The following is a 23,642-nucleotide window of genomic DNA, read 5'->3' on the forward strand; positions in this document are numbered from 1 at the left end:
ACTGTCGTATTACGTGTTCGCGGCCAGATCACCGTGCCGCGCACCGGTGCTAGCGTGGGCGCGTGCATCAATTCCCCCGACGCCTCGCCCGCGGCCGTATGGGCTCCACCGCCGCCGCGCTGGCGTGCACCGCGACGCTCGCCGTCGGACTGTCCGCGTGCGGCAGCGACGACGGTGTGCTGCGGACCCCCGACGGATCGGTGATCTCCACGACGACCACTCGTTTCGCCGAGGTCAACATCGTCGGTGCTGGTCGTGACTACTCGCGGACGTGCCTGGCGCCGACGACGGTCGACCCGGGGCGCACCGACGCGAAGCGGATCGTCGTCACCGACCCCGCACTGTTGGACGGGTTGTGCGCGCTCGGCCTCGGCCCGCAGGTCCGGGCGATCACGGCGGCGCCGGGTTCGGTGCCGGAGTACCTGGGTCCGCAGCTGGCCGCGGTCCCCGCCGTCGGCGACACACCCGATGCGGCGGCGATCCGCGAAGCGGCACCCGACCTGGTGCTGTCGACGCCCGGCACCGCGAAGCAACTCGATGCGTTGACTGCGACAGGTGCGCTCGGCACGGCGCGGACCGCCGTCGTCGACCCGGCAGGTGACGCGAAGGCGTCGCTGATGGCCGTCGCGGAGGCGACCAACCGCTCGGCGGCCGGTACGCAGCGCGTCGACGAGTTCATCGCCGAGGCCGCCCGTGTGGGCCGGGTGATGGACGCTAGTCATAGTCAGGTGTCTCTCGTGCGCTTCACTCCGGACGAGTCTCTCATCGAGGGCACGTCCCCGTTCGGCGCGCAGATCATGGCGCTGGTCGGTGTCGACCGGCCCGCGCCGCAGCGCACCCCCGCCGCGGTGCCGATGACCGACGACAACATGACCGACGCCGACGCCGACCTCATCTACGTCAGCTATGCGGGCGACGGCGGCCGTGACCGCGGCCACGACGTCCTGATGTCGGACGAGTGGCTCAATCTCGGCGCCCCCACGTGGAAACGGGTGCTGTCGGTGAACGACGAGGTCTGGTATGGGCGGCCCGGCGTCGCCGCGGGATGGCTCGTCCTCAACGATCTCAAGCAGTCGTTGAACAGCAGCTCGGCGAGCGGCTAGCCGAGATTGTCGGTAGGTCGGCGTAGAACGATTCTGTGAAGGCAACGGTGTCTGTCAAGGCTCCACCCGTCCGTGTCCTCTGGCGTCCCGGCCTCGGTCTCGCAGTGTGGCCAGCAGCTGCCTCCGCTGACGCCGGCACGCTCCTCGACGAGGTGGCCGACGTGCCGTCGACGCTGGCGGATCTGATCGGTGGGCGCAGGCTCCGTCACCCCGTCGAACTCCGGACGCCGGGCGGGTCGCGCGATTTCGTGCACGCCACGGCGGTCGGCGTACCGACCGCCGTGCAACTGTTCGACCGCTTCGACCATGCGCGTCCGGGTGGCGACGTCGCGTTTTACCGCTATCTCCTCGCCGGTGTGCGCGCGGCGATCGACGCTGGCGCGGTCGCCCCCGGCACGGTCGAGGTCGCCGGCATCACCGAGGTGCGGTGGCTGCCGATGCCGACGAGCGCGTGGCGCGCCTGGATGCAGGTCGCGCACGGCAGCGCGCCCCCCGCGATCGCCGACAACGGCGGATCGGCGGCGATCACCGACTTCGCGAACGAACTCCTCGACCACGAGGTCCGGCGCCGGATCGGCGACCGCGTCGGCTCCCAGGTTCCGTTGATCGCAGGACTCGCCGAGCCAGCCCCGTCTCCGGTCCCCGACCTGCCCGGCGCACGCAGCGCGTGGACCGACTGGCTCGCGACCGTCGGTCCGGAAGCGGCGTCACTGGTGCTGCGTTTGCACGAGCCGCCAGACGAGCCCGTGCCGTTCGCTCAGACGCGGTGGCGCCTCGAAGTGTGCCGCCACACCGCGACCGGCGACGTCGTGCCCGTCGCACCCCACCGGATCGACCCGCACGAACTCGAGGCGATCACCGGCGACCTCGCGATCGCGGTCCGCGCATTCGGCGTGCTCGCCGTCGCCGACACCGACCCGCATTCGCTCGACTTCCTCCTCGACACCCGGGCCGTCGACGATCTGTTCACCTCCGGAGCCGAGTCGATCTCGCAGGCCGGGATCACCGTCCTGCTCCCCCGCACGATCGCCTCGGTGTCCCCGAGCCTGTCGCTACGAGCGGCGACAGCAGTCCCCGATGGCGGGGCACGACCCGGTTTCGTCGGACTCGACGAGATCTCCGACTTCGAGTGGCGGCTGGCTCTCGGCGACGCCCCGGACTCGCCCGAGCTGTCGCAGGCCGACTTGGACGAGCTCGCCCAACAGCACGGCGACCTGGTGAAGGTCCGCGGTCGCTGGTTGCGCGCGGAAGGCGCTGCGCTGCATCGGGCGGCGTCGTTCCTCGCTGCGCAGCGCGCCGTCGCCGATCCCGATGCCAAGCAGACGATGGCTCAGTTGTTGGAGTTGGTCGCGGATCCGGTCGACAAGCTGCCGGTACCGGTCTCGTCGGTGCACGGTCTGGGCTGGCTCGACGACGTCGCGCGGGCTGGTGCGATCGTTCCCGAACCGGTGGACGCTCCTGCGTCGCTGCACGCGACGTTGCGCCCGTATCAGCAGCGCGGACTCGACTGGCTGCACACGCTCGGATCGATGGGCGCGGGCGCCGTGCTCGCCGACGACATGGGGCTCGGAAAGACCGTGCAGGTCATCGCGCTGTTGACGACGATGCGGGCGGCCGACGACACCCTGCCGCCTGCCCTCGTGGTGTGCCCGATGTCAGTCATCGGCAACTGGCATCGGGAGCTGACGACGTTCGCGCCGGGGTTGCGCGTCGTCGTGCACCATGGGACGGGCCGCCGCGTCGACGCGATCCGGACCGGCGACGTCGACGTCGTGCTGACGACATTCGCCACGCTCGCCCGGGATCGCGCCGACCTCGCGACTCTCCCGTGGACCGAACTGGTGGTCGACGAGGCGCAGCACGTGAAGAATGTGAACACGGCGGCGGCGAAAGCGTTGCGTGCCATACCTGCCCGACTCCGGATCGCGTTGACCGGCACGCCGGTGGAGAATCGCCTGGAGGATCTCCGCGCAGTGGTCGACCTCGTGAATCCGGGCATGCTCGGGACCGCGTCGAAGTTCCGTTCACGCTTCGCCGAGCCCATCGAACGCGACCGTGATCAGGATGCACTGCGTCGCCTCAACACGCTCACCGGTCCGTTTATCCTGCGTCGCACCAAGACCGACCCGGACGTCGCTCCCGACCTTCCGGAGAAGTCCGAACTCATCGTGCGGACTAACCTGTCGACCGAGCAGGCGGGCCTCTACCAGGCGGTTCTCAACGAACTGCACGAAGCGCTCGCCGAACGCAATCCCGTGGGCGAACGACGCCGCAGCGTCCTCGCCGCCCTCACCCGCCTCAAGCAGATCTGCAACCATCCGGCCCACTACCTCGGCGACGGGTCACCGTTGATGCGTAAACGCCGTCACCGCTCGGGCAAGGTCGAGTTGTTGATCGACGTCCTGACCACGCTGATCGCCGAAGGCGACAAGGCGCTCGTGTTCACCCAGTTCGCGGTGTTCGCCGATCTGCTCAGCGAGTGGCTGTCGCCGGTCCTCGGCGTCGACGTGCCGGTGCTGCACGGTGGGCGCTCGCGAGCCGACCGTGACGCCATGGTCGAACGGTTCCAGGACGGCGACGGTCCGCCCGTGTTGATCGCCACGTTGAAGGCTGGCGGCACCGGACTGAATCTGGTCGCGGCCAACCACGTCATCCACGCCGACCGCTGGTGGAATCCGGCAGTGGAAGACCAGGCGACCGACCGCGCGTACCGGATCGGTCAGACCCGCAACGTGCAGGTGCGTAAGTTCGTCTGTGTCGGCACTCTCGAGGAACGGATCGACGAGATGGTGACGGCCAAACGGGAACTGTCGCAGTTGACGGTGAAGACCGGCGAGAGCTGGCTGTCGGACCTGGACGACGACGCGCTGTTCGACCTGCTCGCGTTGCGTGAGGAGGCGGTCGGCGAATGAGCGGGCGGAGACGGGCAGCCCCAATCCGCGGGTACGGGATCACCGGCTGGTCGCGGGCGTTCGTGTCCGTCGTCGAGGCGGGTGCCGACCACCGGCACATCACCGGCGCGCGACGCTACTTCCGCGACCGGCACGTCGACGCGCTGGTGATCGGCGACGGGACGATCACCTCTGCGGTCCGCGGCACGCAGCTCGATCCATTCGACGTGATCTTGCGGACGCGGACCGTCGACGCGGACACGGTGGTCGGTCTGCTCCGGACTACGGGCGACGTCGACGATCTGCTCGCACTGGCGCGCGGCGAGCAGCCTGCCGGTCTCGGGAACCTGATCGCGCCGACGGAGTCGGCAGACGTCGAATCGAGTTGCACGTGCCCGGATCAGGCCCCGCGGTGCATCCACGTGCTGGCGACCGCGTTCGAGGTGGCCGCCGAGATCGACCGTCGCCCCACCGTGTTACTGCAGGTGATGGGCACGGATCTGCCTGCGTTGCTGGGATCCGCAGGTGGCGGCGACGCGGAGCCGTCCGACGATCCGTCGACCGGCGACGTCCTGCCCGAGGACTTCTACGGCGACACCGTCGTCCTGCCGCCCCCTCCCCCGTTCCCGGCAGTCGACGCGCTCACCGAGTTGGAGCCCGCGGCGTTGAGGACCGCGCTGCGCGCGTCCGGCGTTCCCGCGACCCAGCTGGCCGAAGCGTTCGACGACCTGGCCACCTTCTACGCCGAACTGAAACGTCGGACGTGAGAAACGCTGTCGGGATCGCCTTCACCTGCTCGTTGATGTCACCCGGCGACACCAACTAGCAGGCGAGTGGCGGAATCAGAAGTCCCAGTCGTCGTCTTCGGTGTTGACGGCCTTGCCGATGACGTACGAACTGCCGGAGCCCGAGAAGAAGTCGTGGTTCTCGTCGGCGTTCGGCGAGAGCGCCGACAGGATCGCCGGGTTCACCGACGTCTCATCCTTCGGGAACATCGCCTCGTAGCCGAGGTTCATCAGCGCCTTGTTCGCGTTGTACCGCAGGAACTTCTTGACGTCCTCACTCAAACCGACCTCGTCGTAGAGGGCTTCGGTGTAGTCGGTCTCGTTGTCGTAGAGCTCAAAGAGCAGCTCGAACGTGTAGTCCTTCAGTTCGGCGCGGCGCTCAGCCGTCTGCGTCTCGAGGCCGCGCTGGTACTTGTAGCCGATGTAGTAGCCGTGGACGGCCTCATCGCGGATGATCAGGCGGATCATGTCGGCGGTGTTCGTGAGCTTGGCGCGCGAGGACCAATACATCGGCAGGTAGAAGCCGCTGTAGAACAGGAACGATTCGAGGAGCGTCGACGCGACCTTGCGCTTGAGCGGATCGTCGCCGCGGTAATAGTCCATGATGATCTGCGCCTTGCGCTGCAGATGCTCGTTCTCCTCGGACCAGCGGAACGCCTCGTCGATCTCCTTGGTAGAGCACAGGGTGGAGAAGATCGAGCTGTAGCTCTTGGCGTGCACCGACTCCATGAAAGCGATGTTCGTCATCACCGCTTCCTCGTGCGGTGTGATCGCATCCGGGATCAGTGAGATGGCGCCGACGGTGCCCTGGATCGTGTCGAGGAGCGTGAGACCGGTGAAGACGCGCATCGTCAGCGTCTTCTCGTAGTCGGTGAGCGTGCCCCAGGACGGGATGTCGTTGGACACCGGCACCTTCTCGGGCAGCCAGAAATTGCCCGTCAGACGGTCCCAGACCTCGGCGTCCTTGTCGTCGGTCACACGATTCCAGTTGATGGCCGACACCCGGCTCACCAGCTTCACCGGTGCACCTTCGGCGGGACTGTGGGCGATCTCAGACATGACACCTCGCGTTGAAGAAATGGTGATCGTTAGAACGGCTCAACCCTACCGCTTGGGGCGCGCACCAGATCGCAACACAACATCGTGTGTCTTGACGGAGATCGGCGTGGCGCCCGACGACACGCCGACACGATCGGCGCATTCTGCGACGACGGCACGTCCGCGACGACAGCCGGTAGCACGGATCTGTGAGATTCGCATCTCACGTCCTTCGGTCTTGACTACCGTGAACGCCACCAGCCCAATCAGGACCAGTCCAATCGGAGTGTGGTGGCATGCCGGAGCGCGGAACACGAGTCGACATGCCCCCGGCGGCCAAGCTCGCCATGAAGGGGCTGGGCTATTTCACCTGGCCGCTGAAGATCGACGACTATCTGGCGCTCATCAACCCACTGTGGTCGACAGCGGAGTTGCGCGGACGCATCGAACGTATCCATCACGAGACAGACGATGCGGTGACCGTCTACATCACACCCGGCTTTCGGTGGCGCGGCCACAAGGCCGGGCAGTACATCCGGATCGGTTTCGACATCGAAGGCAAACGGCACTGGCGCGCCTACTCGCTGAGCAGTGACGGGTCCCGGCCTGACGGGCAGGTGACCATCACGGTCAAACGCACGCAGGACGGCGTCGTCTCCAATTGGCTGCACGGACCGCAGGCCCTCGGATCGCTGGTCACGCTGGGACAGGTGGACGGGCAGTTCACTCTGCCCGACCAGGTCCCGGAGCGGTTGCTGTTCCTGACGGCGGGCAGCGGAGTGACCCCGGTGATGGCGATGATCCGTTCGCTCGAACGTTCGCACACCATGCCCGACACAGTGCACCTTCACTCAGCGCACACCGCCGACGAGGCCATCTTCGCGAGTGCCCTCTCGGACGCGTCCAACGCAGATCCGGCCTATCGTTTCGTGACTCGCTCGACCGCCACCGACGGGCGGATGACACCCGCCGATCTGGATGAGCTCTGCCCCGACTGGCGCGAACGGCACACCTTCGCCTGCGGTCCGGGAGCTATGCTCGACGACCTGACCGAGCACTTCGGCGGCGCGGGGCTCGACGACCGACTGCAGATGGAGTCCTTCGAGCGCGTCCTCACCTCGACCACCGGCGAGGGCGGCGCCATCACCTTCACTCGGTCCGATGCGCGCGCCAACTGCGCAGGCGACCAGGTGATTCTGCAGGCAGGCGAAGACGCCGGTGTGGACATGCCATTCGGGTGCCGGATCGGCATCTGCCACACCTGCACCGGAATGCTCTCGTCCGGTGCGGTCCGTGATTTGCGGACCGGGAGTGTCACGAAGGCCGGAACGGAGGTCCGTACCTGCGTGAACTCCCCGGAGGGCGACGTCACCATCGACCTCTAGAAACCGACAAGGATAGGACATGACATGGCCTTCTCCCCGCCGAACAGCCCCGACGTCGAGAACCCCCTCGCGAGACTCTCTGCTGAGGAACTCGAACAGATCGGCCGCGAGTTCGATGCCATCCACGACGAGGTCTTCACCAGCCTCGGCGACAAGGATTCGGAGTACATCCGCAATGTGATCGCCCTGCAGCGCCAGTTGGCTCTGCTGGCGCGCGCCATCCTGCTCGGTTCCCGGTACAAGCCGGCATGGCTACTCGGGACCGGTGTGCTCGGCATCGCGAAAATCCTGGAGAACATGGAGATCGGGCACAACGTGATGCACGGTCAATGGGACTGGATGCAGGATCCGCAGATCAATTCCACGTCGTGGGACTGGGACAGCGCGTCGACCAAGGAAGCTTGGAAGCACTCGCACAACTATGTGCACCACACCTTCACCAACATCAGGGGCAAGGACAAGGATCTCGGCTACGAGATCATGCGGATCGACCCGCGCCAGAAATGGAAGCCCGTCTACCTGCTGCAACCGTTCTACAACGTGATCCTGGCAGCCTTCTTCGAGTGGGGGGTGGCGCTACACGATCTCGACGTCGACGCCGTCTTCGCCGGTGAGCGGACGAAGAAGGAGGTGTTGCACGATCTGAAAGGCATGCGGCACAAGGCGTGGCGGCAGATCGCGAAGGACTACATCGCATTCCCGGCGCTGTCGGGGCCGAAGGGTTTCCTGCCGACGCTAACCGCGAACTTCACCGCCAACATCATCCGGAACGTGTGGGCGTACGCGATCATCTTCTGCGGCCACTTCCCAGACCAGTGCTACACCTTCAGTGAAGAAGAGACCGAGAACGAGACCAGGGCCGGTTTCTATGTCCGCCAATTGCTGGGCGCGGCCAACATCGAGGGCTCGCCCATCTTCCACGTGCTGTCGGGAAACCTCGGCTACCAGGTGGAACACCACATCTTCCCGGATATGCCTTCGAGCCGGTACGCGCAGATCGCTCCCAAGGTCAAAGAGATCTGCGAACGACACAAGCTGCCGTACAACTCTGGCCGTTTCGGCGAACAGCTCTGGATGGTCCAGCGCACCATCGTGAAACTCGCCTTCCCGGGCGGTCGCGTGACCAAGAAGCCGGGACCGTACAAACCGGTGGACGACGACGCCGTTGTGCGCCCGCTGATCGCCGTCTGACCCTGATCTTCGCCTCACGGGCGAGGGAGACGACGTGACACACGTGCCCGACCCGCGCCCAGGATCACGACTCGTCCGCCGTCGTGTCCGCTACTACTACCTGTTGATCGCGCTCGTCATCGTCATGTTCGCCGCGGAGACGACGATGCACTACACCCACTACACGTGGTCTCGGTGGATCGTGACGATCACCGCACTCATCGCGGTGAGTCTCGCCGTCGGCTCTGGTCTCCGCGCCGACGATCTCGGCCTGTCGCCGCGCACCTGGGCCCGAGGCGCGCGCTGGGCGGCGGTGATCGTCCTAGTCGTCGTGGTCGCCATCGCGCTGGCGCTGGCGATCCCGCCGTTGCGCGACCTATTCCTCAACGACGCGTACCGCGAGCTTGGGTGGGCGCTGTACTCGGCATTCGTGCTGATTCCGCTGCAGACGGTGATCCCCGAGGAACTCCTGTTCCGCGGCGTCATCACCGGCGCATTGCTGCGGCGTCAGTCCGTCGCGGTCACGATCGCCGCGCAGGCCGTCCTCTTCGGGCTGTGGCACGTGGTGTCCTCGACCGGGCTGTCCGCAGGCAATGACGGGATCGGCGACGTCGTCGGCTCCGGCACAGTCGGCCAAGTGCTCGGGGTGGTCGGCGCAGTCCTGTTCACGGGCGCCTCGGGTGCCGTGTTCGGCTGGCTGCGAGTGACGACCGGGAGCCTCCTCCCCTGTCTCGCGTTGCATTGGGCGGCGAACGCAGCGGGCGCAGTCGCTGCGGCGTTCGCATGGAAGCTCGGGTGACAGCGCAGCGCGCACGTGCCACGATGTGACAATGAGCACTGACGACGTGCGGTCCCGAAATGACCCGTTGCCTGCAGATCATTTGTTGCCTGCCCTGCGCGGGCTCGCCGTCGGCCGCATCGCGCTCGGTGTCGCGTCTCTCGTCGCGCCCGGCACGCTCGCCCGGGGTCTGGGCGTGCAGCAGACGCCTGAACTGGACTACCTGACACGGATCTTCGGTGCCCGCGCCATCGCTCTCGGCCTCGGCTACCTGACCACCCCGGCCGCCGAGCGGCCCCGCTGGCAGCGGCTCTCGCTGATGGTCGACATCACCGATACCGCGCACGGCACCGCGCATCTGGTCCGCGGCGACCTGCCGAAGCCCGCGGCCGTCGCGATGGTCGCGTTGACTGGCAGCTACATGACGGTCGGCGCCACCCGATTCGTTCGGGACATGGCAGCGCGGCGACGCTGACCCTCACACCTGTGTGGCCGGGCTCTTCGGGTCGACGAGGATCTTGGCGTGTTTCTCGGGATCGCCGAGCGCGTCGAACGCGGCTTCCAGACCGTCGAGGCCGACGACTCCGGTGATCAGCGGCTTCACGTCAACTTTTCCGCTCGCCATCATCTGCAGCGTGTCGTGGAACTCTCCGGGGTCGTAGCCGAACACGAAGCGGAACTCGATCTCCTTGCTGCCCGCCATCGCGGGCATGAAGGCGTCCTGCTCCATGCAGACGCCGACGACCACGATGCGTGATCGCGGCGGTGCGGTGTCGACGAGCTGCCCGATCATGCCGGGTACTCCGACGCACTCGAACACGACGGGGCCGGCGGGGACTTCGCCGAGCCGTTCGGCGAGACGGAACACGTGCCACCACGGCACGCCGGGCACCGCACGGAGCTTGCCCATGGTCCCGAGTGCGAGCCCGACCATGTCCGACACAGACCGCAACTCGTTGCGGGAAGGCTTGTACGCGTCGAACGGGTCGGTCTCCCAGGGATCGACGACGACGTGCGCGCCCACCTCGCGCGCCAGTTCGCGGCGGCGCGGCGACAGGTCACTCGCCACGATCTGCTTCACCCCCGACGCCTTGAGCATCGCGATGACAGCGAGACCGATAGGCCCGCAGCCGATCACGACTGCGGTTCGTCCCCGCCCGACGTCACCGCGACGAACAGCGTGCCAAGCGACGGCCATCGGTTCGGTGAGCGCGGCCTCGTCGTCGGACAGCCCGTCGGGGACGGCCAACACCATCGACTCCTGGACGAGGACGCGTTCGGCGTACGCGCCCGGCGCCAGTTCGGACAGTCCCACCAGTTGAGGTCCGCCGCCCTCGGTGATCATCGGAAGCGCGACGACCCGCGTCCCCGCCTTCCACCGCTCATGGCAGCCCGGGCCGTATTCGGCGACGGTCCCGACGAATTCGTGTCCCATCACGACCCGCTGGTCGGACCGCATCATATGTGAATAGCCCGCCTGTTCGGCGACCTCGGCGACGATGTCCGCGTGGTGACGGGCGTGCAGGTCCGAACCGCAGATACCGGTCCGTGCCACGTCCAACACCACCTGGCCACGCCCCGGAGCGGGGTCCGGGAGGTCGTCGACGGTCAGGTTGCCTTGGCTGCACACAACGGCTTTCACGTCGACCACTGTAGTTCCGAGCGACCCCCCGCGAGCGCTCTTGAGCTCGCCGCAGAGGTTTCGCTTTCAAAGTGTCGATCCCTGCGGCGTTCCGATCAGCACTTCCACGGCGACGACACACGCCGGTATCCGAACGGCCCGCACGCCATGCGCCGACAGAACTCATCGTGTCCGTATCGCCCGAACCGTCGTTGCTCCCCTGATCCTGTGATCTGCCGACACTTCTACTATTTCGCTCGTCCAGACCGACGCCACCGATCACACCACCGCGCTGCGCACCGCCACTGCAAGTTCGCGCAACGCGGTGCCTCGCGCCCCGCGAGCGGTCGGGCCGACGAGCGTGTCCACGATCTGATCGAGCACCTCGCAAGGTAGGAACGGCCCGACGTTGCCGAGGAACTTCTCGACCACCTCCTCGACGGTCAACGCGGAGTCCGGATTGCCTCTCGCATTGGGCACCTCTGCGGTCCATCGGCCCGCGATCGTGCGGACCGTCACTCGAGCGGGGCGGCGCTCGGGCAGCTCCGCCGAGAACTCCGGCAACTCACGCACGTGCACGCGATCGACCAGCATCGCCACCTCGGGTCGCTCGAACCGCCCAGGAAGAAACCCGTCCGCGTCAAGTCGACCGTCGACAACGACCGAGGCGACGCACCGCGGTATTGAGAATCGCGCGTGCAGGTCTGATTCGGCGCCGCGGCTGTCCAGGGACGCGGCGAACGCGAATGTCTCCACCTCGATGGCGGTGATCTCCGACGGCAAAGGGCCGCCGGCCTCCGCCAATGCCGTGTGCAGGGCGTCCAACGCCGGGTGGACCCACCGCGCACACGCGTACGGTTTGATGTAGCTCTCGTGCATGCGCCACCGCGCTCCGAGACCTCCAGTGAGCTCGTCGATATCGACGTCGGTGGTGACGACTCCGTCGTACAGCTCGTCGATCAGTCGGTCCGTGACGACTCTGTCAGCGGCCGTCGCGGCCGCCAGCGCACCGTAGTATGACCCGACGCCGGTCCACAGGTTGCGCACCGTACCGCCCCGCATCGGCACGGCGAGCGTCGCGGCGAGCGGCAGTGAGCCGCCCAACTCGATCGCTCTCGTCGCCGTCTCAGCATCTACCCCGTTGAGCGCGCTCAACGCGACAGCAGTTGCGATCGGTCCATGAATGCCGTGCGGATGCAGCCCGGGGCGCAGCGACGTGCCGGCGCCGAACCGCAGCCCCACCTCGCAGCCGATCACGAATGCGGCGATCGCAGCGTCGTCGTCGACGTCACCGCGGGCCAGAGCATGCAGCAACCCAGGCAGCACGTGCGGAGCTGGATGAGCGGTCGGTACCGGCGGAATGCGCGCGCCCGCTTGATGGAAGGAACCGCCCGAGTCTGCGTCGAGCCAGGTCGCGGCCGCCCCGAGCGTCGTCGTCCACCCGAACGGAACTGTGCCGGACGGGTCGCCCACGACATCGAGGGTCTCGCCGAGCCGCCGCACGGCGGGATAGCGTAGGCCGCCGATCAGCGCGCCGAGCGAGTCCAACAGCAGCAGACGTCCGAACGTCCACGTCTCGTCGGGGATGTCGTCGGCACCGGTCGCGGCAACGAAACAGCCGAGCGCGGTTAGGTCGATCTTCACTTCGTTCATCAGGCTCTCCGTCGGCCGGTGTTGGCAGCTGGGTCGCCGCGCGTCGGGGCGAGACCCGCGCGTACCGCCGCGACGGTGACAGCGAGGTTCGCCTCGATGCCGCCTGTCGCTCCCGCGAGCACGACACCCTCGATCCCGAGGTCGGCCAACGGTCGCAGCCTCGCCTCGATATCGCTTGCGGCCCCGGTCAGCAGAAAGCGATCTCGGATCAGTGCGTCGGCCGCGGGATCGGGTTCGCGTTCACCCGCAGCTCCGGCGGTCCCGTGCTTGCGGTAGTCGTGGGCTGTGGCGACGACAGCAACCCGGGGAACCGTCTGAGGATTGAGCTGATACCAGTCGGGTGACTGGACCAACCGCATGGCGCAAGAACCGAGGATCGGTGCTGCGGCCCTCTGCGCCTGGTCGTCGTCGGAGGTGACGACCGCCCGCAGGAACAGCCAGCACCGCACGTCCGAAGCGGCGGCACGAGCGGTCTCGACGGCGCGTTCGACGACGCTGGTCGATACGCCGACGTCAAGCAGTACTCCTCCGAGAGCATGTGCGGTGGCCGCGATGGTCCGCGGACCGGATCCGGCGCCAAGCACCGGCCCCGATGCAGGTGCCAGCTCGCCGAGTCGTGCACGCAGCGACTCGAGTTGACCTCGATACTCGCGCAGCGACGGCACCGGCACGCCCTCATTGCGCAGCGAACTCTCCCCGCGCGCGACCGCGGTCAGCGTTCGGCCGGGGAACTGCTCGGCCAACGTGGCGCATGACTGCGCGACGACGCTCGGGTGGTGCAGTCCCAGACCGATCACGCACGGACCGGACAGAGCGGCATCAGTTGCCCCGAGGACCCTGGCTGCGGTCAGGACCGGATCCGGAAACAGGCGGGGGCTGTCCGCAAACCCGACGCCGTCGACGCCGTCGCGCAGCGCACGCTTGGCCGTGTCGACCGGGTCATGGCTCTCGCGTGGCCGTGCCAGGTTCAACAGGATCTTCGGGTCCCTCATCGCAGCATTCTCAGTAGCTCGTCGACCTTGCTCGGCACCGAGTCGCGCGCCGCCACCGGCCGACCGGCCACAGCGGACAGGGTGTGTACGACGCTGCCCGGCATCGGCGTGATCACGTCGGCGGGCACTCTGGCGGCGAGCCATCCGGACGCTGCTGCGTGTCCGGCGAGCCACCCACTGCCCGCTGATCGACCATCGGGGGCGAACGCGGCCAGACTTGCCGCTAGATCGAGCACGTCGGCCAGGTCGGCTCCCTCCGAAGGCCCGACCAGCGATGCCGCCACGGCCGCCGCGAGAGTGCCGAGGGTCGGATACGCGAGCGGATCAGCCGCCAGTAGGACCGCGGCCTCGTCTGCGACGCCTAGTCCGGCGAGTACCGAGTGCCCCACTCGGTCGAGTCCGGTGTCCGCCCCCGCCGCGGCCAACGCTGCGAGCAGGGGCGCCCACCGCGGGCTCGGCTGGGCCGCGTCGAGACGCGCGCCGTTCCACATGAGGGCGGCGTACGTCGACGCGCGACGGCCGGTGCCAAGCAGCGGGAATCCGTCCTCGGTGGCGATGACGTCGGCCCACGAGTTGAAGGACGGCTCGCCAAGGAGACTCACGGCGTCGAGCACGGGCAGAACTGCGGCCGATACGTCCCCCGCGACCGTGTACGCCGCTAGCGCCGCCTCCGCCAACTGCTCAGTGCTCACCGGCGACGGGTCGCTCAGAACCACAGACGCAGCGTCGAACGTCACCGATCACGCTCCACCACGGTGCTCTCACCGATCAGATAGAACTTGAAGTCGGTGCGCCCGGCCGGTCCGCGTTCGACGGCCAGCGGGTTCTCATCGAACCATGCGCGGTACGACTGATATGCGTCATGGTCAGCGAAGTGCATCTCGGCGATCCGGTAGAAAGTCTGGCTCGGCGGAATCTGTGCAGTGCCGCCGGACGCGGACGTTACCGGATACAGGATCTTGTTGAAGACGATGCGGTCCACGTGCGGGTTGGCGAGCAGGTCGGGCGCGTGGACGTCGAACAGCCACCGCTCGTACTCTTCTTCGCTGACGCCTTCGACGATGCCGTATCCGAGTAGTGCCTTAATCATCGGTGCAATCCCTTCACTGCGAGTGCTGCCCTGAAACGCGTAGGTCGAAGGCCTGCGCGCCTTCGCCGAATCCTTCGACGCGGATCCGGCTCGGCGTGATCCGCACCCCGCGCATGCCGTCGTCGATCTCGGCGCGGCCGCGCCGGGGAGCCTTCACGTGGCCCGCAGCACGGAGCCGGTCGGCGTGGCGGCGGTACACGTCCCAAGTCTCGTCCGCATCGAGCAGGTGTGCCGTGCCGCGCACGAACACCGCCCGCGGGATGGTGAGGCCGAGGTCGAACGTCCAGGGCGAGTCGTTCACCGAATCCGGCGACGGAGCGCCGACCCAGGTGACGAGGACGCGCGGATCGCGCTCGAGCTGCGCGTTTCGACGATGGACGCGCCGCTGCACCATCTCGACCGTCCAGTCGTCGGCGAGGAACGCGCTCGTGGAGCGTCCGACGGGCTCGCCGAGCCGATCGAACGTCACCACCTGCGCGAAACCAGCCTCACGCTGCACGAATGCGCGTGCGGCCTGTTCGGGGTCGGACGGCTTAGCCATTCGCGACGACCGTCGCGGCGAGGTATGCCAGGCCGAACGCGGGCATCAGGCCGTTACCTGCCAGGTACCCCCCGGCACCGTGACCGGACACGCCGGCGGCGGCGCCGCCCGAGGCGTACAGGCCCACGATCGGGACGTCGGCCTCGTCCACCACACGCGCCTTCTCATCGACGACGAGCCCGCCCTGGGTGTGGAACAGCGCCGGGACCACCCGGACGGCGGCGTACGGCGCCTCCAACGGCGCTTCGTAGTCGCGGCCGAAGCGATCTTCGATCTCCCCGCGCGCGGCACGCGCCGACTCCTGCAACTCGGCGACGACGCCCTCGACGGGCAGCCCGGTGACCTCCGCGAGTCCCGCGGCATCGTCGGCCCAGACCTGCGCACCTGATTCGACGGTCTGCCGGAAGTCGGTGAACGGCTGGCACAGGTCGTGGACGCGGCGGTCGAAGACGACCCAGCCGGTCGCCCCGGGGCGGGCCGCCAGGTACGGACCGAACTCGGAGTATCCGCTGGTCTCCTTGGCGAACCGGCGGCCCGTGGTGTCGAGCATGATCGCGCCGTGCATGATCGTCGCCCAGCCGAGCAGCGTCGCCGATCTGGCGGCGAGCGCGCCGTGGCCCTGGTAAGCGTCCAGATACGCCGACGCAGCACCAAGCTTCGTGCCGATGCGCAGTCCGTCACCGCGGGAGGTCTCGCTGCCGTGGTAGGTAGCCGATGCGATCTCCGGCATGTGCTCGGCCACCATCTCATGGTCGGCACCGAATCCGTTGGTGGCCAGCAGCACCGCGGGTGTCTCGATGTGTTCGGGCGCTCCGGACGGATCGGTCACGACCACCGCGCACACGGCCCCGTCGGCGTCCAGCTCCACCTCGGTCAGACGCGCCGGCACCAGGAAGTCGATGTTCGGGTGCGCACGAGCGGTGCGCGCGAGATGGTCGATCAGTGCGTTGCCGTGCCGCTCCGGAATGGTGTGGCAACGGTCCACCGAGTGGCCCGGGTAGTGCATGTCGGTCATCAGCGAGATCTCCAGGCCGACCTCGTCCGCCATCCATTCGACCATCTCGCCGCTGACCCGGGCCAGGGTGCGGGCCAGCCGCTGGTCGCCGGTGCCCTCGGTCTTGCGCTCGACGTCGGCGGCGAACAGGTCCGCAGAGTCCTCGATGCCGAGTTCGCGTTGGAAGCGGCTGCCCACGCCCGGGATCATCGCGGTGCACATCGAAGTGTTGTTGCCGCGGGTGAAGTGTTCACTCGTCTCGACCACCAGGACGTCCAGGCCGAGCTGCGCGGCGCGTAGGGCGCCGATCAGTCCGCCTCCCGCGCCGGCGACGACCAGGTCGGGTCCGTCAGCGCTCATGCCCGGGATCCCGCCGCGAAGAGTTCTAGCGCCCGGATCACCGGGTCGACGACAGGCACCGCTGAGGGGTGGTCGGCGTCGACGTCGACCGCCGAGCACCCGTTGAGTAGCGCTCGCGCACCACGCGGCGCCAGCGTCGCGGCAGCGTTGTCGAGCTGGGCCTGCCACTGCGGGCCCGCACTGACCGCGTCGAACGGCAGGTCGAGGACCTGGACTTCGGTGAGCCACTGAGACCACTCGTAGACCTCGGTGACGCGGCGCATCTCGGCTGCGATCGCGTGGTTGCGGACCACTCCGGCGGTCGGGGCGGCCAGGGCGGCCGCATACGCCAGGTTCATCCGCAGGATTCCGATGACCGGGCGGTCGGTTTCGCTCTGCAGTCGCGCCACTGCCGGGTCGAGGACGCAGTCGGGCATCAAGGCGTCGAACTCGGTCGGCGCCGCGGCCAGCGCGGCGTGGACGTAGTGGTCCGAGCGCGCGATGTCCTCGGCCGAGTCGAGGCTGGTCGGCGCGCTGTCGGGCAGATCGTGCAGCGTCACCCCGACGCCCGCGGGGGCGATCGCGTCGTAGCGCTGCTGGCGGCGGGCCAGTTCGTCGACGCCCACATACAGCGGGGTGGTCGCGAAGATCTTCATGTCTGTGCCTCTCCAGTCAGGGATGGGTCAATGTCTGCAAAAGCGCGCGGACTCCAGGCGCCTCGGGCAACGAGGAGGCCACGTCGACGATCCGATCGACAGTGTCCCCGTCGCCGAGCAGGTCACCGAGGAGTGCGACGGTCCGCTCGTGGTCGAACGGCTGGCGCGCGGAGTCGCCGATCGGGTTGGCCGCCTCCTCCCGCAGGACGCGGCCGTCGGCGAGAGTGACCTCGACCGCGGCACCGCGGGCGTCGGGCAGCCGGTCGTCGAAGACTGCGTCGGCGACCACCTCCACCCGGTCGGCCAGGGCCTGGAACTCCGCGCTGTTCGAAGCGTCGAATCCGTCCGGTGCCACCCGCCCGTCGCGCAGCGCGGTCGCGACCACATACGGAATCGAGAACATCGCGGCGAGTCGGTTGTTCCAACGCGTCCGGTGCAGGTTCGCCGCCGCTGAGTACGTCGACACCCGGATACCGGTGATCGCGCCGACACCGCCCTCGCCCAACTGCGAGCGCAACTCCAAGGTTGCGTCGGCCGTCGGGTGGGTGAACGCGCATGACGCGTGCCGTTTGAAGTAGCCGAGGCCGATGTCCCAGCGTTTGTCGAGTCGCTCGACGAGCACGTCCGGTGAGAACGTGCCGAGGAGCCGGCCCAGACTGTGGGCGGCGATGCCGGTCGGAATGGCCATTCCGGCCTTCGCGAGGCGCGCGGCGGCCAGGCCCGAGACGTTGCAGGCCCCCATCCATTCGTTGCGGACCGGGTTGCCGTCGAGCGCGGCGGAGAACGGTCCGGCGATCGGCATGCCGCTCGCAGCGTCGACCGCGCCTGTGATCTGATCGGCGTCAAGGCTCAGCAGTTTGGCGCAGCCCGCCGCGGCGCCGGTGAATCCCCAGTTGCCGTGCGGGTGCAGGTCCGCCGCCGCAGCCGACGCGCGACCGTAGCGGGCACCGACCTCGTAGGCAACCAGCAGCGCGGCCGCCGTCGACGGCCCATCGGCGTCGATCGCCGCGGCGAGGGCCAGAACGGCGGGGAATCCGTGCGCGGCCGGGTGCCCGCCCGCGAACTTGTTGCCCTCATCCATCTCCAGGCTGACCAGCGCCGTCGCGTTCAACCAGGCCGCGACCTCGGGCGAGGTCCGCACGCCGGTACCGATCAGGGGCACCGACCCCACACCGGGCGTCCACGCGTCGACGAGGCCCGCCCGTTCGGGCAGACGCGCACCTAGCATCGTGACCCCGAGTGTGTCGAGCAAGACCAGCCGGAGACGGTCGCGGACCTCATCTGGAACCGTTTCCCAGGTCAGATCGGCGGCCCACTCCGACAGTGTGCGCGCCGCGGCAAGTGCCGCTCGCTGGTCGGGGTCGATGGCCTGTGTCTCCTCCCGTCGATCGCTCATAGTCCGAGATACGCCCTTCTCACACGCTCGTCGCCCGCGAGTTCCTGGCCCGGACCCTCGAGGACAACGCTGCCGCTCTCAAGCACGTAAGCGCGGTCGGAGATGGCGAGCGCCTGTGCCGCGTTCTGCTCAACGAGGAGCACACCTATTCCGGTCGCGCGGATCTCTGCGGCCGCGTTCAACACATCCCACGTCAGCTTTGGCGAGAGACCGGTCGACGGCTCGTCGAGCATCAACAGCCGCGGCTGCGCCATCAGTGCGCGGCCGATCGCCACCATCTGCTGTTGGCCGCCCGACATGGTCTGCGCCACCTGCTTACGTCGTTCCTTCAGAATCGGGAATAGATCGAACACGCGTCCAAGATCGTCGCCGACTTCGCTCTTCTTGCGCGTCCACGCACCGAGGACCAGGTTCTCCTCAACCGTCATCGGGCCGAAGAGGTCGCGGTCCTCCGAGACCTGCACGACGCGGCGCCGCACCACCTGGTGCGGACGCAGCCCCGACAACTGTTCCCCCTCGTACCGGATCTCGCCGGTGCGCGTCTCGATGAGACCACTGATCGCCCTGAGCATGGTGCTCTTGCCCGCGCCGTTGGCACCGACCACCGAGACCAACTCGCCCGCGCCTACGTGAATCGAGACGTCATGCAGAATCTGCAGTTTCCCGTAGCCCGCCGTGATGTTGTCGACCTCAAGCATCAGCGATCTCCGTTCCCAGGTAGGCCTCTTGGACCGTCGGGTCTGCGACGACTGCCTCGGGGTCACCCGATGCGATGACCCGACCACGGTCGAAGACGACCACCGAGTCGGACAGTCGCATAACGGCGGCCATGATGTGTTCGATGAAGACCATGCTCAGGCCTTCCCTCTCGCGCAGGTCGGCGAGGAGTTCGACGACCGGCGTGCGTTCGGATGGCACCAGACCGGCAAGCACCTCGTCGAGCAGCAACAGCTTCGGCGAGCGAGCGAGCACGCGAGCCAACTCCAGTCGCTTGAGGGCTGCAGTGTGCAGCGAGTCTGACACCGCGTCGGCCCACTCGGTCATGCCGGTCGCCTCTAGTACTTCATCGGCTCGCTTGCGCGCCTGGCGGTGGCTGCCGCCCTTGGTGAGCGCGGCCGTGATGACGTTCTCCCGAGCGGTCATCGTTCCGAACGGCCGCATCAGCTGGAAGGTGCGACCGACCCCGGCGTGTGCGATGCGGTGCGGGGGCTGACCGGTCGCATGCTCACCGAAGAGCCGGACCGAACCGCTGTCGGGCTTGAGGGTCCCGGTGATGCAGTTGAAGAACGTCGTCTTGCCTGCGCCGTTCGGCCCAATGACACCGACGATCGAACCTTCGGGGACGTCGAACTCCACATCGGCGAGCGCGTGCACGCCCTTGAACGACTTACTCAAGTCACGGACTTCGAGGACGTTGTTCATCGTTGTCTCCACCAGAGTCGTATCGAACCGACTATGCCCTTGGGCAGCACCAGCACGATGATGATGAGCAGGATCGAGTAGACGACCACGTCGAGGCCGCTGCGACCGGCCAGGAAGTCGAGGATCGCCGGCGGGGTACGTCCCCACTCCGCGGTCAACTCGTTTAGCGGACCGATGATCAGGGCGCCGACCACCGGGCCCCAGATCGTCGCGATGCCGCCGATGACGGCCGGTGTGATGGCCTGGACCGACTGGGCGTTTCCGAACGCGATCTCCGGGTCGACGAAGATGTAATACTGCGTGTAAAACATGCCTGCGACGGCGGTGATCGCCGCCGAGACCGCCATCGTCGTCAGCTTGACGCGCATGACATTGACGCCGAGCGAGTCGGCGGCTTCCTCGTTGTCACGGATGGCGACCGTGTAGATGCCCGATCTGGACCGCAGGTAGAACATGGTGATCAGTACGCAGACCACCAGGAGCGCGAGGCCGATGTAAAAGTATTGCATCGCGTTCGCGTCGAACTGCAGCATCCACCACGAGTCGTCCTTGAGTAGTGGGACGTGCAGGCCGGCGGTCCCGTTAAGCCAGTCGGTGTTCGTGGCCAGCAGCCGGAGCATCTCAGCGAACGCGAACGTGGCCAGCGCGAAGTACGCGGCGCGAAGTTTGTAACGGAACGCCACATACCCGATGACAATCGCTACCAGCGCTGCGATCGCGGCACCGATGAACAGCGAGATCCACGGCGATATGTCGTAGTGGACGATCAGATAGGCGTCGGTGTAGGCGCCGATGCCGAAGAACGCCGCGTGGCCGAAGCTGAACATGCCGCCGTAGCCGCTCATCAGGTTCCAGCCGATGCCCATCATCGCGATGATCAGGACGTTGACGGCGACAGCCTGCCGGGAGTCGGGCAGGACTAACGGGGTGAAGGCCGCGACGATCACGACCACGGTGAGAATGATCAGCGGACGCTTGAGGTTTCGGGATCCGTCAGCGCCCACCGGCGAGCGGGGGGCCATTCTCGTGAGCAGGTTGGTCGTCATGAACTCTTACCTCCGAACAGTCCCTGCGGACGAATCAACAGGATGAGCAGGAACAGGAGGAACACTCCCAGCAGCGGGCTCTGCCCAACGAGGGCTACGCCGCCGAGCTGCTCGACGAGACCGACAATCAGACCACTGATGAGCGCGCCCATCACGTTGCCGAGGCCGCCCATGACGACCACTACGAAGGCGAGGATGTTGAACTGGTCGCCCGCCGTCGGGGTGATCGTGGTGAATGGCGCGATCAGCATGCCCGCGGCGCCGGCGCACGCCGCCCCGAGACCGAACGTGACCGCGTACACGGTGCGCACGTTGATGCCGACGAGGCCAGCGCCCCGACTGCTCGCGGCGACGGCGCGGATGGCACGACCGAACGAGGTGCGATCGAGGATCAGGTACAAAACGCCAGCCAGGACCAGTGCGCCGACGAACGCGATGATGTGCGATCGACTGACCACGGCGCCAAGGATGTTCACGCCGGGGTCGGAAGCCAGGTTCACCGAGAGTGGGTCACCGCGGAAGATCATCAGCAACACGTTCGCAATGAGCAGTGACAGACCGAGGGTGATCAGGAGTTGGCGCTCCAGCCCGCCGCCCATCGTGCGGTGCAACAGGAAGAACTGGACCGCCATGCCGATGATGAACAGCGCCGCAATGGCGATCGGCAGGGCGAGGTACGGGTTCCACCCGGTCGATTCGACGACTTGATACGTCACGAACAGCCCAACCGTGAGGAACGCCCCGTGCGCGAAGTTGACGATATCGAGGACACCGAAGATCAGGGTCAGGCCCATTGCGAGGAGGCTGTACACGCCGCCGGTGACGATGCCGGTGAGGAGTGCCTGCCCAGTGATCGCCATGCTGCCCGATCGCAGCAGGGCCGCGACGAACAATGCGACCAGAACCAGCAGCATGACCAGCGCCGGGGTCGACGAGCGCAGGCTTTTCATCATCCGGACGCCGTTGCCCGCCGTCACCGCGTCGATCGAGGCATATGTGTTCGTATCAGTCTGCGTCGGACTCATCGGCCCGGTCCCGCCGGGTACATGATCTGCTTCACTGCGTATTGCTCCGGGTAGACAACGTAGGGAGCATCGTCGAGTACCTGGGTCAGGACCGGCAGAGTGGACAGGTTCTCACCGGTCTCGCTGAAGCGGACCGGGCCGTCCGAGAGCACGACCGGCGTCACGTCGGTCTTGCCCAAGGCGTTGCGAATGGTTTTGGGGTCGTCCGACCCTGCCTTTTCGATCGCCGCGGCGATCACCATGACCGAGTCGTAGGCGAGTGCCGCACCGGTACGCGGCGCGTCGCCGTATTCGGCTGTATAGGCTTTCACGAAGTCCTGCCCTTCCTTGCTCTTGTCGTTGATGTGGTAGTTCACATCGAAGTAGCCGTCGCCCGCACGTCCCGCGTCACGAGGGAACTGCGGCTGGTCGAAAGCACCGTCGGCGGCTCCGACCACAGCGTCGAGCTTCGGCTTGACGGTCTGGATCGCCTTGGCGGCCAGGACGCCGTCGCGGTAGTAGCCCGAGATCACCAGGACGTTGGCGCCGCTCGACTTCACCTGCGCGATCTGCGTAGTCAGGTCGGACACGCTCGCCGCGTCGTAACTGATCGACGGCCCCATCGTGAGACCGAGCTTGGCGGCGCGCATCGTGAACGCCTCAGACACTCCGTTACCGAACGCCGTGTTCTCATGGAGGTAGGCAACCTTGGTGACCGGCCGACCGGCCTTCTCCGAGATCTCCTTGACGTAGTCCGCGGTACTCGACCCGAAACGGGAGTTCGGCGGCTGCATCCGGAAGGTGTACCGGTAGCCGTTCTCCAGGATCGAGTTGTCGCCACAGATGTCCATCAGATACGGGACCTCGTTACGTTCGGCGACCACCGCGACGTTCGCGCAGACGGCACTCTGGTAGCTGCCGATCATGGCGACTGCACCGCCGCTGACGAGACGCTGAGCCTCGCTCTGGCCGGTCTTCGCCGACCCCTTCGTGTCGCCCGGGTCGATCGCCAGCTTCTTCCCGCCCAGCGCCTTGATGCCGCCAGCGTCGTTGATGTGACGGACCGCGAGTTCGGCACCGTTCTCCAACTGGGCGCCGTCACCGGCATTGACGCCGGTTAGCGGGTGTACTGTGCCGATCTTGATGACGTCCTCGCCACCGCCAGACGCACCGCAGCCGGTGGCCGTCAACGCAACTCCGAGCGCAACGGCGGCTGCCGTCACGAACTTCCGACTTCTCATTCCGACTGCTCCTGACCTCGTTCGGTCCCGTCCTCGAATCGATGATCGAGGCGTCTCCAGATTGTTCCGCTGAAAGGAACACCAACTCGTGGAACCTAAATCTAACATGTGACTCCACTCACCTCAAGTCCTAATAGCGCAGCACCTCTCGATCCCGAATCGGCGCAGTACACCGCTAATTGCCCAGTCAAACCAGCTGAACTGGTAATAGTTGACACAACACGTCCCATTCGCGACCATCGTTCCGCTGGAGGAAACATGGATCATCTTCCGGTTGATGATGCAACGAACCTGCTGGATGCGGCCACTACGCCGATTCATCGTCCACGGACGCCGGCCGCCGCGACGCCCGACGACCGTCGAGGTCCGGCAGCATGCGGGAGATCTGCTCACTGCGACAGACGCGTAGGCCGACGGCGGCAGCCCGCGAACACTCGGTACCCGAGCTCCGTCCGTTCGCGCCTGCCCGAAACGGCCGGCCGCTTGTTTATAGTGAC

General features: G+C 67.1%; 22 protein-coding genes. 7 read left to right on the forward strand and 15 right to left on the reverse strand.

Translation table 11 applies throughout. The features are described 5' to 3' along the window. The first annotated feature begins 98 nt into the window (after window positions 1-98). The 3 genes from L5G33_RS16180 to L5G33_RS16190 are packed head-to-tail and all read left to right on the forward strand — an operon-like array spanning window position 99 to window position 4,761. Window positions 99-1,103: an ABC transporter substrate-binding protein gene (locus tag L5G33_RS16180; RefSeq protein WP_236999387.1), complete on the forward strand. Its 1,005-nt coding sequence runs from the start codon at window positions 99-101 to the stop codon at window positions 1,101-1,103. 35 nt (window positions 1,104-1,138) lie between these two features. After that, on the forward strand, window positions 1,139-4,015 hold the full coding sequence (locus L5G33_RS16185) for a DEAD/DEAH box helicase (protein ID WP_236999193.1): 2,877 nt from the start codon (window positions 1,139-1,141) through the stop codon (window positions 4,013-4,015). Next, on the forward strand, window positions 4,012-4,761 hold the full coding sequence (locus L5G33_RS16190) for an SWIM zinc finger family protein (RefSeq protein WP_236999194.1): 750 nt from the start codon (window positions 4,012-4,014) through the stop codon (window positions 4,759-4,761). Before L5G33_RS16185 ends, L5G33_RS16190 begins: the two co-directional genes overlap by 4 nt. A gap of 75 nt (window positions 4,762-4,836) precedes the next feature. On the opposite strand, the gene nrdF is transcribed toward L5G33_RS16190, so the two are convergent. Then, a complete protein-coding gene (gene nrdF, locus L5G33_RS16195; protein ID WP_236999195.1) occupies window positions 4,837-5,838 on the reverse strand; it encodes a class 1b ribonucleoside-diphosphate reductase subunit beta in 1,002 nt (333 codons plus the stop codon). A gap of 275 nt (window positions 5,839-6,113) precedes the next feature. On the opposite strand from nrdF, the gene L5G33_RS16200 reads away from it, so the two are divergent. The 4 genes from L5G33_RS16200 to L5G33_RS16215 are packed head-to-tail and all read left to right on the forward strand — an operon-like array spanning window position 6,114 to window position 9,625. Next, a complete protein-coding gene (locus L5G33_RS16200) occupies window positions 6,114-7,202 on the forward strand; it encodes a ferredoxin reductase (RefSeq protein WP_236999196.1) in 1,089 nt (362 codons plus the stop codon). Window positions 7,203-7,226: 24 nt separating this feature from the next. After that, on the forward strand, window positions 7,227-8,393 hold the full coding sequence (locus L5G33_RS16205) for a fatty acid desaturase family protein (RefSeq protein ID WP_236999197.1): 1,167 nt from the start codon (window positions 7,227-7,229) through the stop codon (window positions 8,391-8,393). 34 nt (window positions 8,394-8,427) lie between these two features. Further along, the gene (locus L5G33_RS16210) at window positions 8,428-9,171 is read left to right on the forward strand and encodes a CPBP family intramembrane glutamic endopeptidase (protein WP_236999198.1); all 744 of its coding nucleotides are present in this window, start codon (window positions 8,428-8,430) and stop codon (window positions 9,169-9,171) included. 31 nt (window positions 9,172-9,202) lie between these two features. Next, window positions 9,203-9,625 carry a hypothetical protein gene (locus L5G33_RS16215; protein WP_236999199.1) on the forward strand — a complete coding sequence of 141 codons (423 nt, stop codon included), beginning with the start codon at window positions 9,203-9,205 and terminating at the stop codon, window positions 9,623-9,625. A gap of 3 nt (window positions 9,626-9,628) precedes the next feature. Here the strand turns inward: L5G33_RS16215 and L5G33_RS16220 are convergent, their stop codons facing one another. The 14 genes from L5G33_RS16220 to L5G33_RS16285 all read right to left on the reverse strand — a co-directional run bounded on the left by L5G33_RS16220 (window position 9,629) and on the right by L5G33_RS16285 (window position 23,145). Beyond that, window positions 9,629-10,792, reverse strand: coding sequence for a zinc-binding dehydrogenase (locus L5G33_RS16220; RefSeq protein ID WP_236999200.1), 1,164 nt, complete (start codon window positions 10,790-10,792; stop codon window positions 9,629-9,631). Window positions 10,793-11,050: 258 nt separating this feature from the next. Continuing rightward, complete coding sequence (locus L5G33_RS16225; protein WP_236999201.1) at window positions 11,051-12,424, reverse strand: MmgE/PrpD family protein; 1,374 nt, start codon at window positions 12,422-12,424, stop codon at window positions 11,051-11,053. Further along, the gene (locus L5G33_RS16230) at window positions 12,424-13,416 is read right to left on the reverse strand and encodes an LLM class flavin-dependent oxidoreductase (protein WP_236999202.1); all 993 of its coding nucleotides are present in this window, start codon (window positions 13,414-13,416) and stop codon (window positions 12,424-12,426) included. The genes L5G33_RS16225 and L5G33_RS16230 overlap by 1 nt, the downstream gene beginning before the upstream one ends. Beyond that, entirely contained in the window at window positions 13,413-14,153 is a 741-nt protein-coding gene (locus L5G33_RS16235) for a hypothetical protein (protein ID WP_236999203.1), read from the reverse strand. The genes L5G33_RS16230 and L5G33_RS16235 overlap by 4 nt, the downstream gene beginning before the upstream one ends. Next, entirely contained in the window at window positions 14,150-14,506 is a 357-nt protein-coding gene (locus tag L5G33_RS16240) for an EthD domain-containing protein (RefSeq protein WP_236999204.1), read from the reverse strand. The genes L5G33_RS16235 and L5G33_RS16240 overlap by 4 nt, the downstream gene beginning before the upstream one ends. A gap of 13 nt (window positions 14,507-14,519) precedes the next feature. Continuing rightward, complete coding sequence (locus L5G33_RS16245; RefSeq protein ID WP_236999205.1) at window positions 14,520-15,047, reverse strand: hypothetical protein; 528 nt, start codon at window positions 15,045-15,047, stop codon at window positions 14,520-14,522. Next, window positions 15,040-16,401 (reverse strand): FAD-dependent oxidoreductase, encoded by a 1,362-nt coding sequence (locus tag L5G33_RS16250; protein WP_236999206.1) that lies wholly within the window; start codon window positions 16,399-16,401, stop codon window positions 15,040-15,042. Before L5G33_RS16250 ends, L5G33_RS16245 begins: the two co-directional genes overlap by 8 nt. Beyond that, window positions 16,398-17,036: an aspartate/glutamate racemase family protein gene (locus L5G33_RS16255; protein WP_236999207.1), complete on the reverse strand. Its 639-nt coding sequence runs from the start codon at window positions 17,034-17,036 to the stop codon at window positions 16,398-16,400. Before L5G33_RS16255 ends, L5G33_RS16250 begins: the two co-directional genes overlap by 4 nt. A gap of 16 nt (window positions 17,037-17,052) precedes the next feature. After that, window positions 17,053-18,432: an MmgE/PrpD family protein gene (locus L5G33_RS16260; protein ID WP_236999208.1), complete on the reverse strand. Its 1,380-nt coding sequence runs from the start codon at window positions 18,430-18,432 to the stop codon at window positions 17,053-17,055. After that, complete coding sequence (locus L5G33_RS16265; protein WP_236999209.1) at window positions 18,429-19,130, reverse strand: ABC transporter ATP-binding protein; 702 nt, start codon at window positions 19,128-19,130, stop codon at window positions 18,429-18,431. Before L5G33_RS16265 ends, L5G33_RS16260 begins: the two co-directional genes overlap by 4 nt. Continuing rightward, window positions 19,123-19,854, reverse strand: a complete 732-nt coding sequence (locus tag L5G33_RS16270) for an ABC transporter ATP-binding protein (RefSeq protein ID WP_236999210.1) — start codon at window positions 19,852-19,854, stop codon at window positions 19,123-19,125. Before L5G33_RS16270 ends, L5G33_RS16265 begins: the two co-directional genes overlap by 8 nt. Next, window positions 19,851-20,900, reverse strand: a complete 1,050-nt coding sequence (locus L5G33_RS16275; protein ID WP_236999211.1) for a branched-chain amino acid ABC transporter permease — start codon at window positions 20,898-20,900, stop codon at window positions 19,851-19,853. Before L5G33_RS16275 ends, L5G33_RS16270 begins: the two co-directional genes overlap by 4 nt. Beyond that, window positions 20,897-21,925, reverse strand: a complete 1,029-nt coding sequence (locus L5G33_RS16280) for a branched-chain amino acid ABC transporter permease (protein ID WP_236999212.1) — start codon at window positions 21,923-21,925, stop codon at window positions 20,897-20,899. Before L5G33_RS16280 ends, L5G33_RS16275 begins: the two co-directional genes overlap by 4 nt. After that, a complete protein-coding gene (locus L5G33_RS16285; RefSeq protein WP_236999213.1) occupies window positions 21,922-23,145 on the reverse strand; it encodes an ABC transporter substrate-binding protein in 1,224 nt (407 codons plus the stop codon). The genes L5G33_RS16280 and L5G33_RS16285 overlap by 4 nt, the downstream gene beginning before the upstream one ends. Window positions 23,146-23,642: the final 497 nt, after the last annotated feature.

Source organism: Gordonia liuliyuniae (assembly GCF_021738805.1).
GTDB lineage: Bacteria > Actinomycetota > Actinomycetes > Mycobacteriales > Mycobacteriaceae > Gordonia > Gordonia liuliyuniae.

What these genes read in the sequence shown, in the direction of transcription:
- L5G33_RS16180 (WP_236999387.1), top strand. Translation starts at nt 99, where the DNA reads ATGGGCTCCACCGCCGCCGCGCTGGCGTGCACCGCGACGCTCGCCGTC.
- L5G33_RS16190 (WP_236999194.1), top strand. Translation starts at nt 4,012, where the DNA reads ATGAGCGGGCGGAGACGGGCAGCCCCAATCCGCGGGTACGGGATCACC.
- nrdF (WP_236999195.1), bottom strand. Translation starts at nt 5,838, where the DNA reads ATGTCTGAGATCGCCCACAGTCCCGCCGAAGGTGCACCGGTGAAGCTG.
- L5G33_RS16200 (WP_236999196.1), top strand. Translation starts at nt 6,114, where the DNA reads ATGCCGGAGCGCGGAACACGAGTCGACATGCCCCCGGCGGCCAAGCTC.
- L5G33_RS16205 (WP_236999197.1), top strand. Translation starts at nt 7,227, where the DNA reads ATGGCCTTCTCCCCGCCGAACAGCCCCGACGTCGAGAACCCCCTCGCG.
- L5G33_RS16215 (WP_236999199.1), top strand. Translation starts at nt 9,203, where the DNA reads ATGAGCACTGACGACGTGCGGTCCCGAAATGACCCGTTGCCTGCAGAT.
- L5G33_RS16225 (WP_236999201.1), bottom strand. Translation starts at nt 12,424, where the DNA reads ATGAACGAAGTGAAGATCGACCTAACCGCGCTCGGCTGTTTCGTTGCC.
- L5G33_RS16230 (WP_236999202.1), bottom strand. Translation starts at nt 13,416, where the DNA reads ATGAGGGACCCGAAGATCCTGTTGAACCTGGCACGGCCACGCGAGAGC.
- L5G33_RS16240 (WP_236999204.1), bottom strand. Translation starts at nt 14,506, where the DNA reads ATGATTAAGGCACTACTCGGATACGGCATCGTCGAAGGCGTCAGCGAA.
- L5G33_RS16245 (WP_236999205.1), bottom strand. Translation starts at nt 15,047, where the DNA reads ATGGCTAAGCCGTCCGACCCCGAACAGGCCGCACGCGCATTCGTGCAG.
- L5G33_RS16250 (WP_236999206.1), bottom strand. Translation starts at nt 16,401, where the DNA reads ATGAGCGCTGACGGACCCGACCTGGTCGTCGCCGGCGCGGGAGGCGGA.
- L5G33_RS16255 (WP_236999207.1), bottom strand. Translation starts at nt 17,036, where the DNA reads ATGAAGATCTTCGCGACCACCCCGCTGTATGTGGGCGTCGACGAACTG.
- L5G33_RS16260 (WP_236999208.1), bottom strand. Translation starts at nt 18,432, where the DNA reads ATGAGCGATCGACGGGAGGAGACACAGGCCATCGACCCCGACCAGCGA.
- L5G33_RS16265 (WP_236999209.1), bottom strand. Translation starts at nt 19,130, where the DNA reads ATGCTTGAGGTCGACAACATCACGGCGGGCTACGGGAAACTGCAGATT.
- L5G33_RS16270 (WP_236999210.1), bottom strand. Translation starts at nt 19,854, where the DNA reads ATGAACAACGTCCTCGAAGTCCGTGACTTGAGTAAGTCGTTCAAGGGC.
- L5G33_RS16275 (WP_236999211.1), bottom strand. Translation starts at nt 20,900, where the DNA reads ATGACGACCAACCTGCTCACGAGAATGGCCCCCCGCTCGCCGGTGGGC.
- L5G33_RS16280 (WP_236999212.1), bottom strand. Translation starts at nt 21,925, where the DNA reads ATGAGTCCGACGCAGACTGATACGAACACATATGCCTCGATCGACGCG.
- L5G33_RS16285 (WP_236999213.1), bottom strand. Translation starts at nt 23,145, where the DNA reads ATGAGAAGTCGGAAGTTCGTGACGGCAGCCGCCGTTGCGCTCGGAGTT.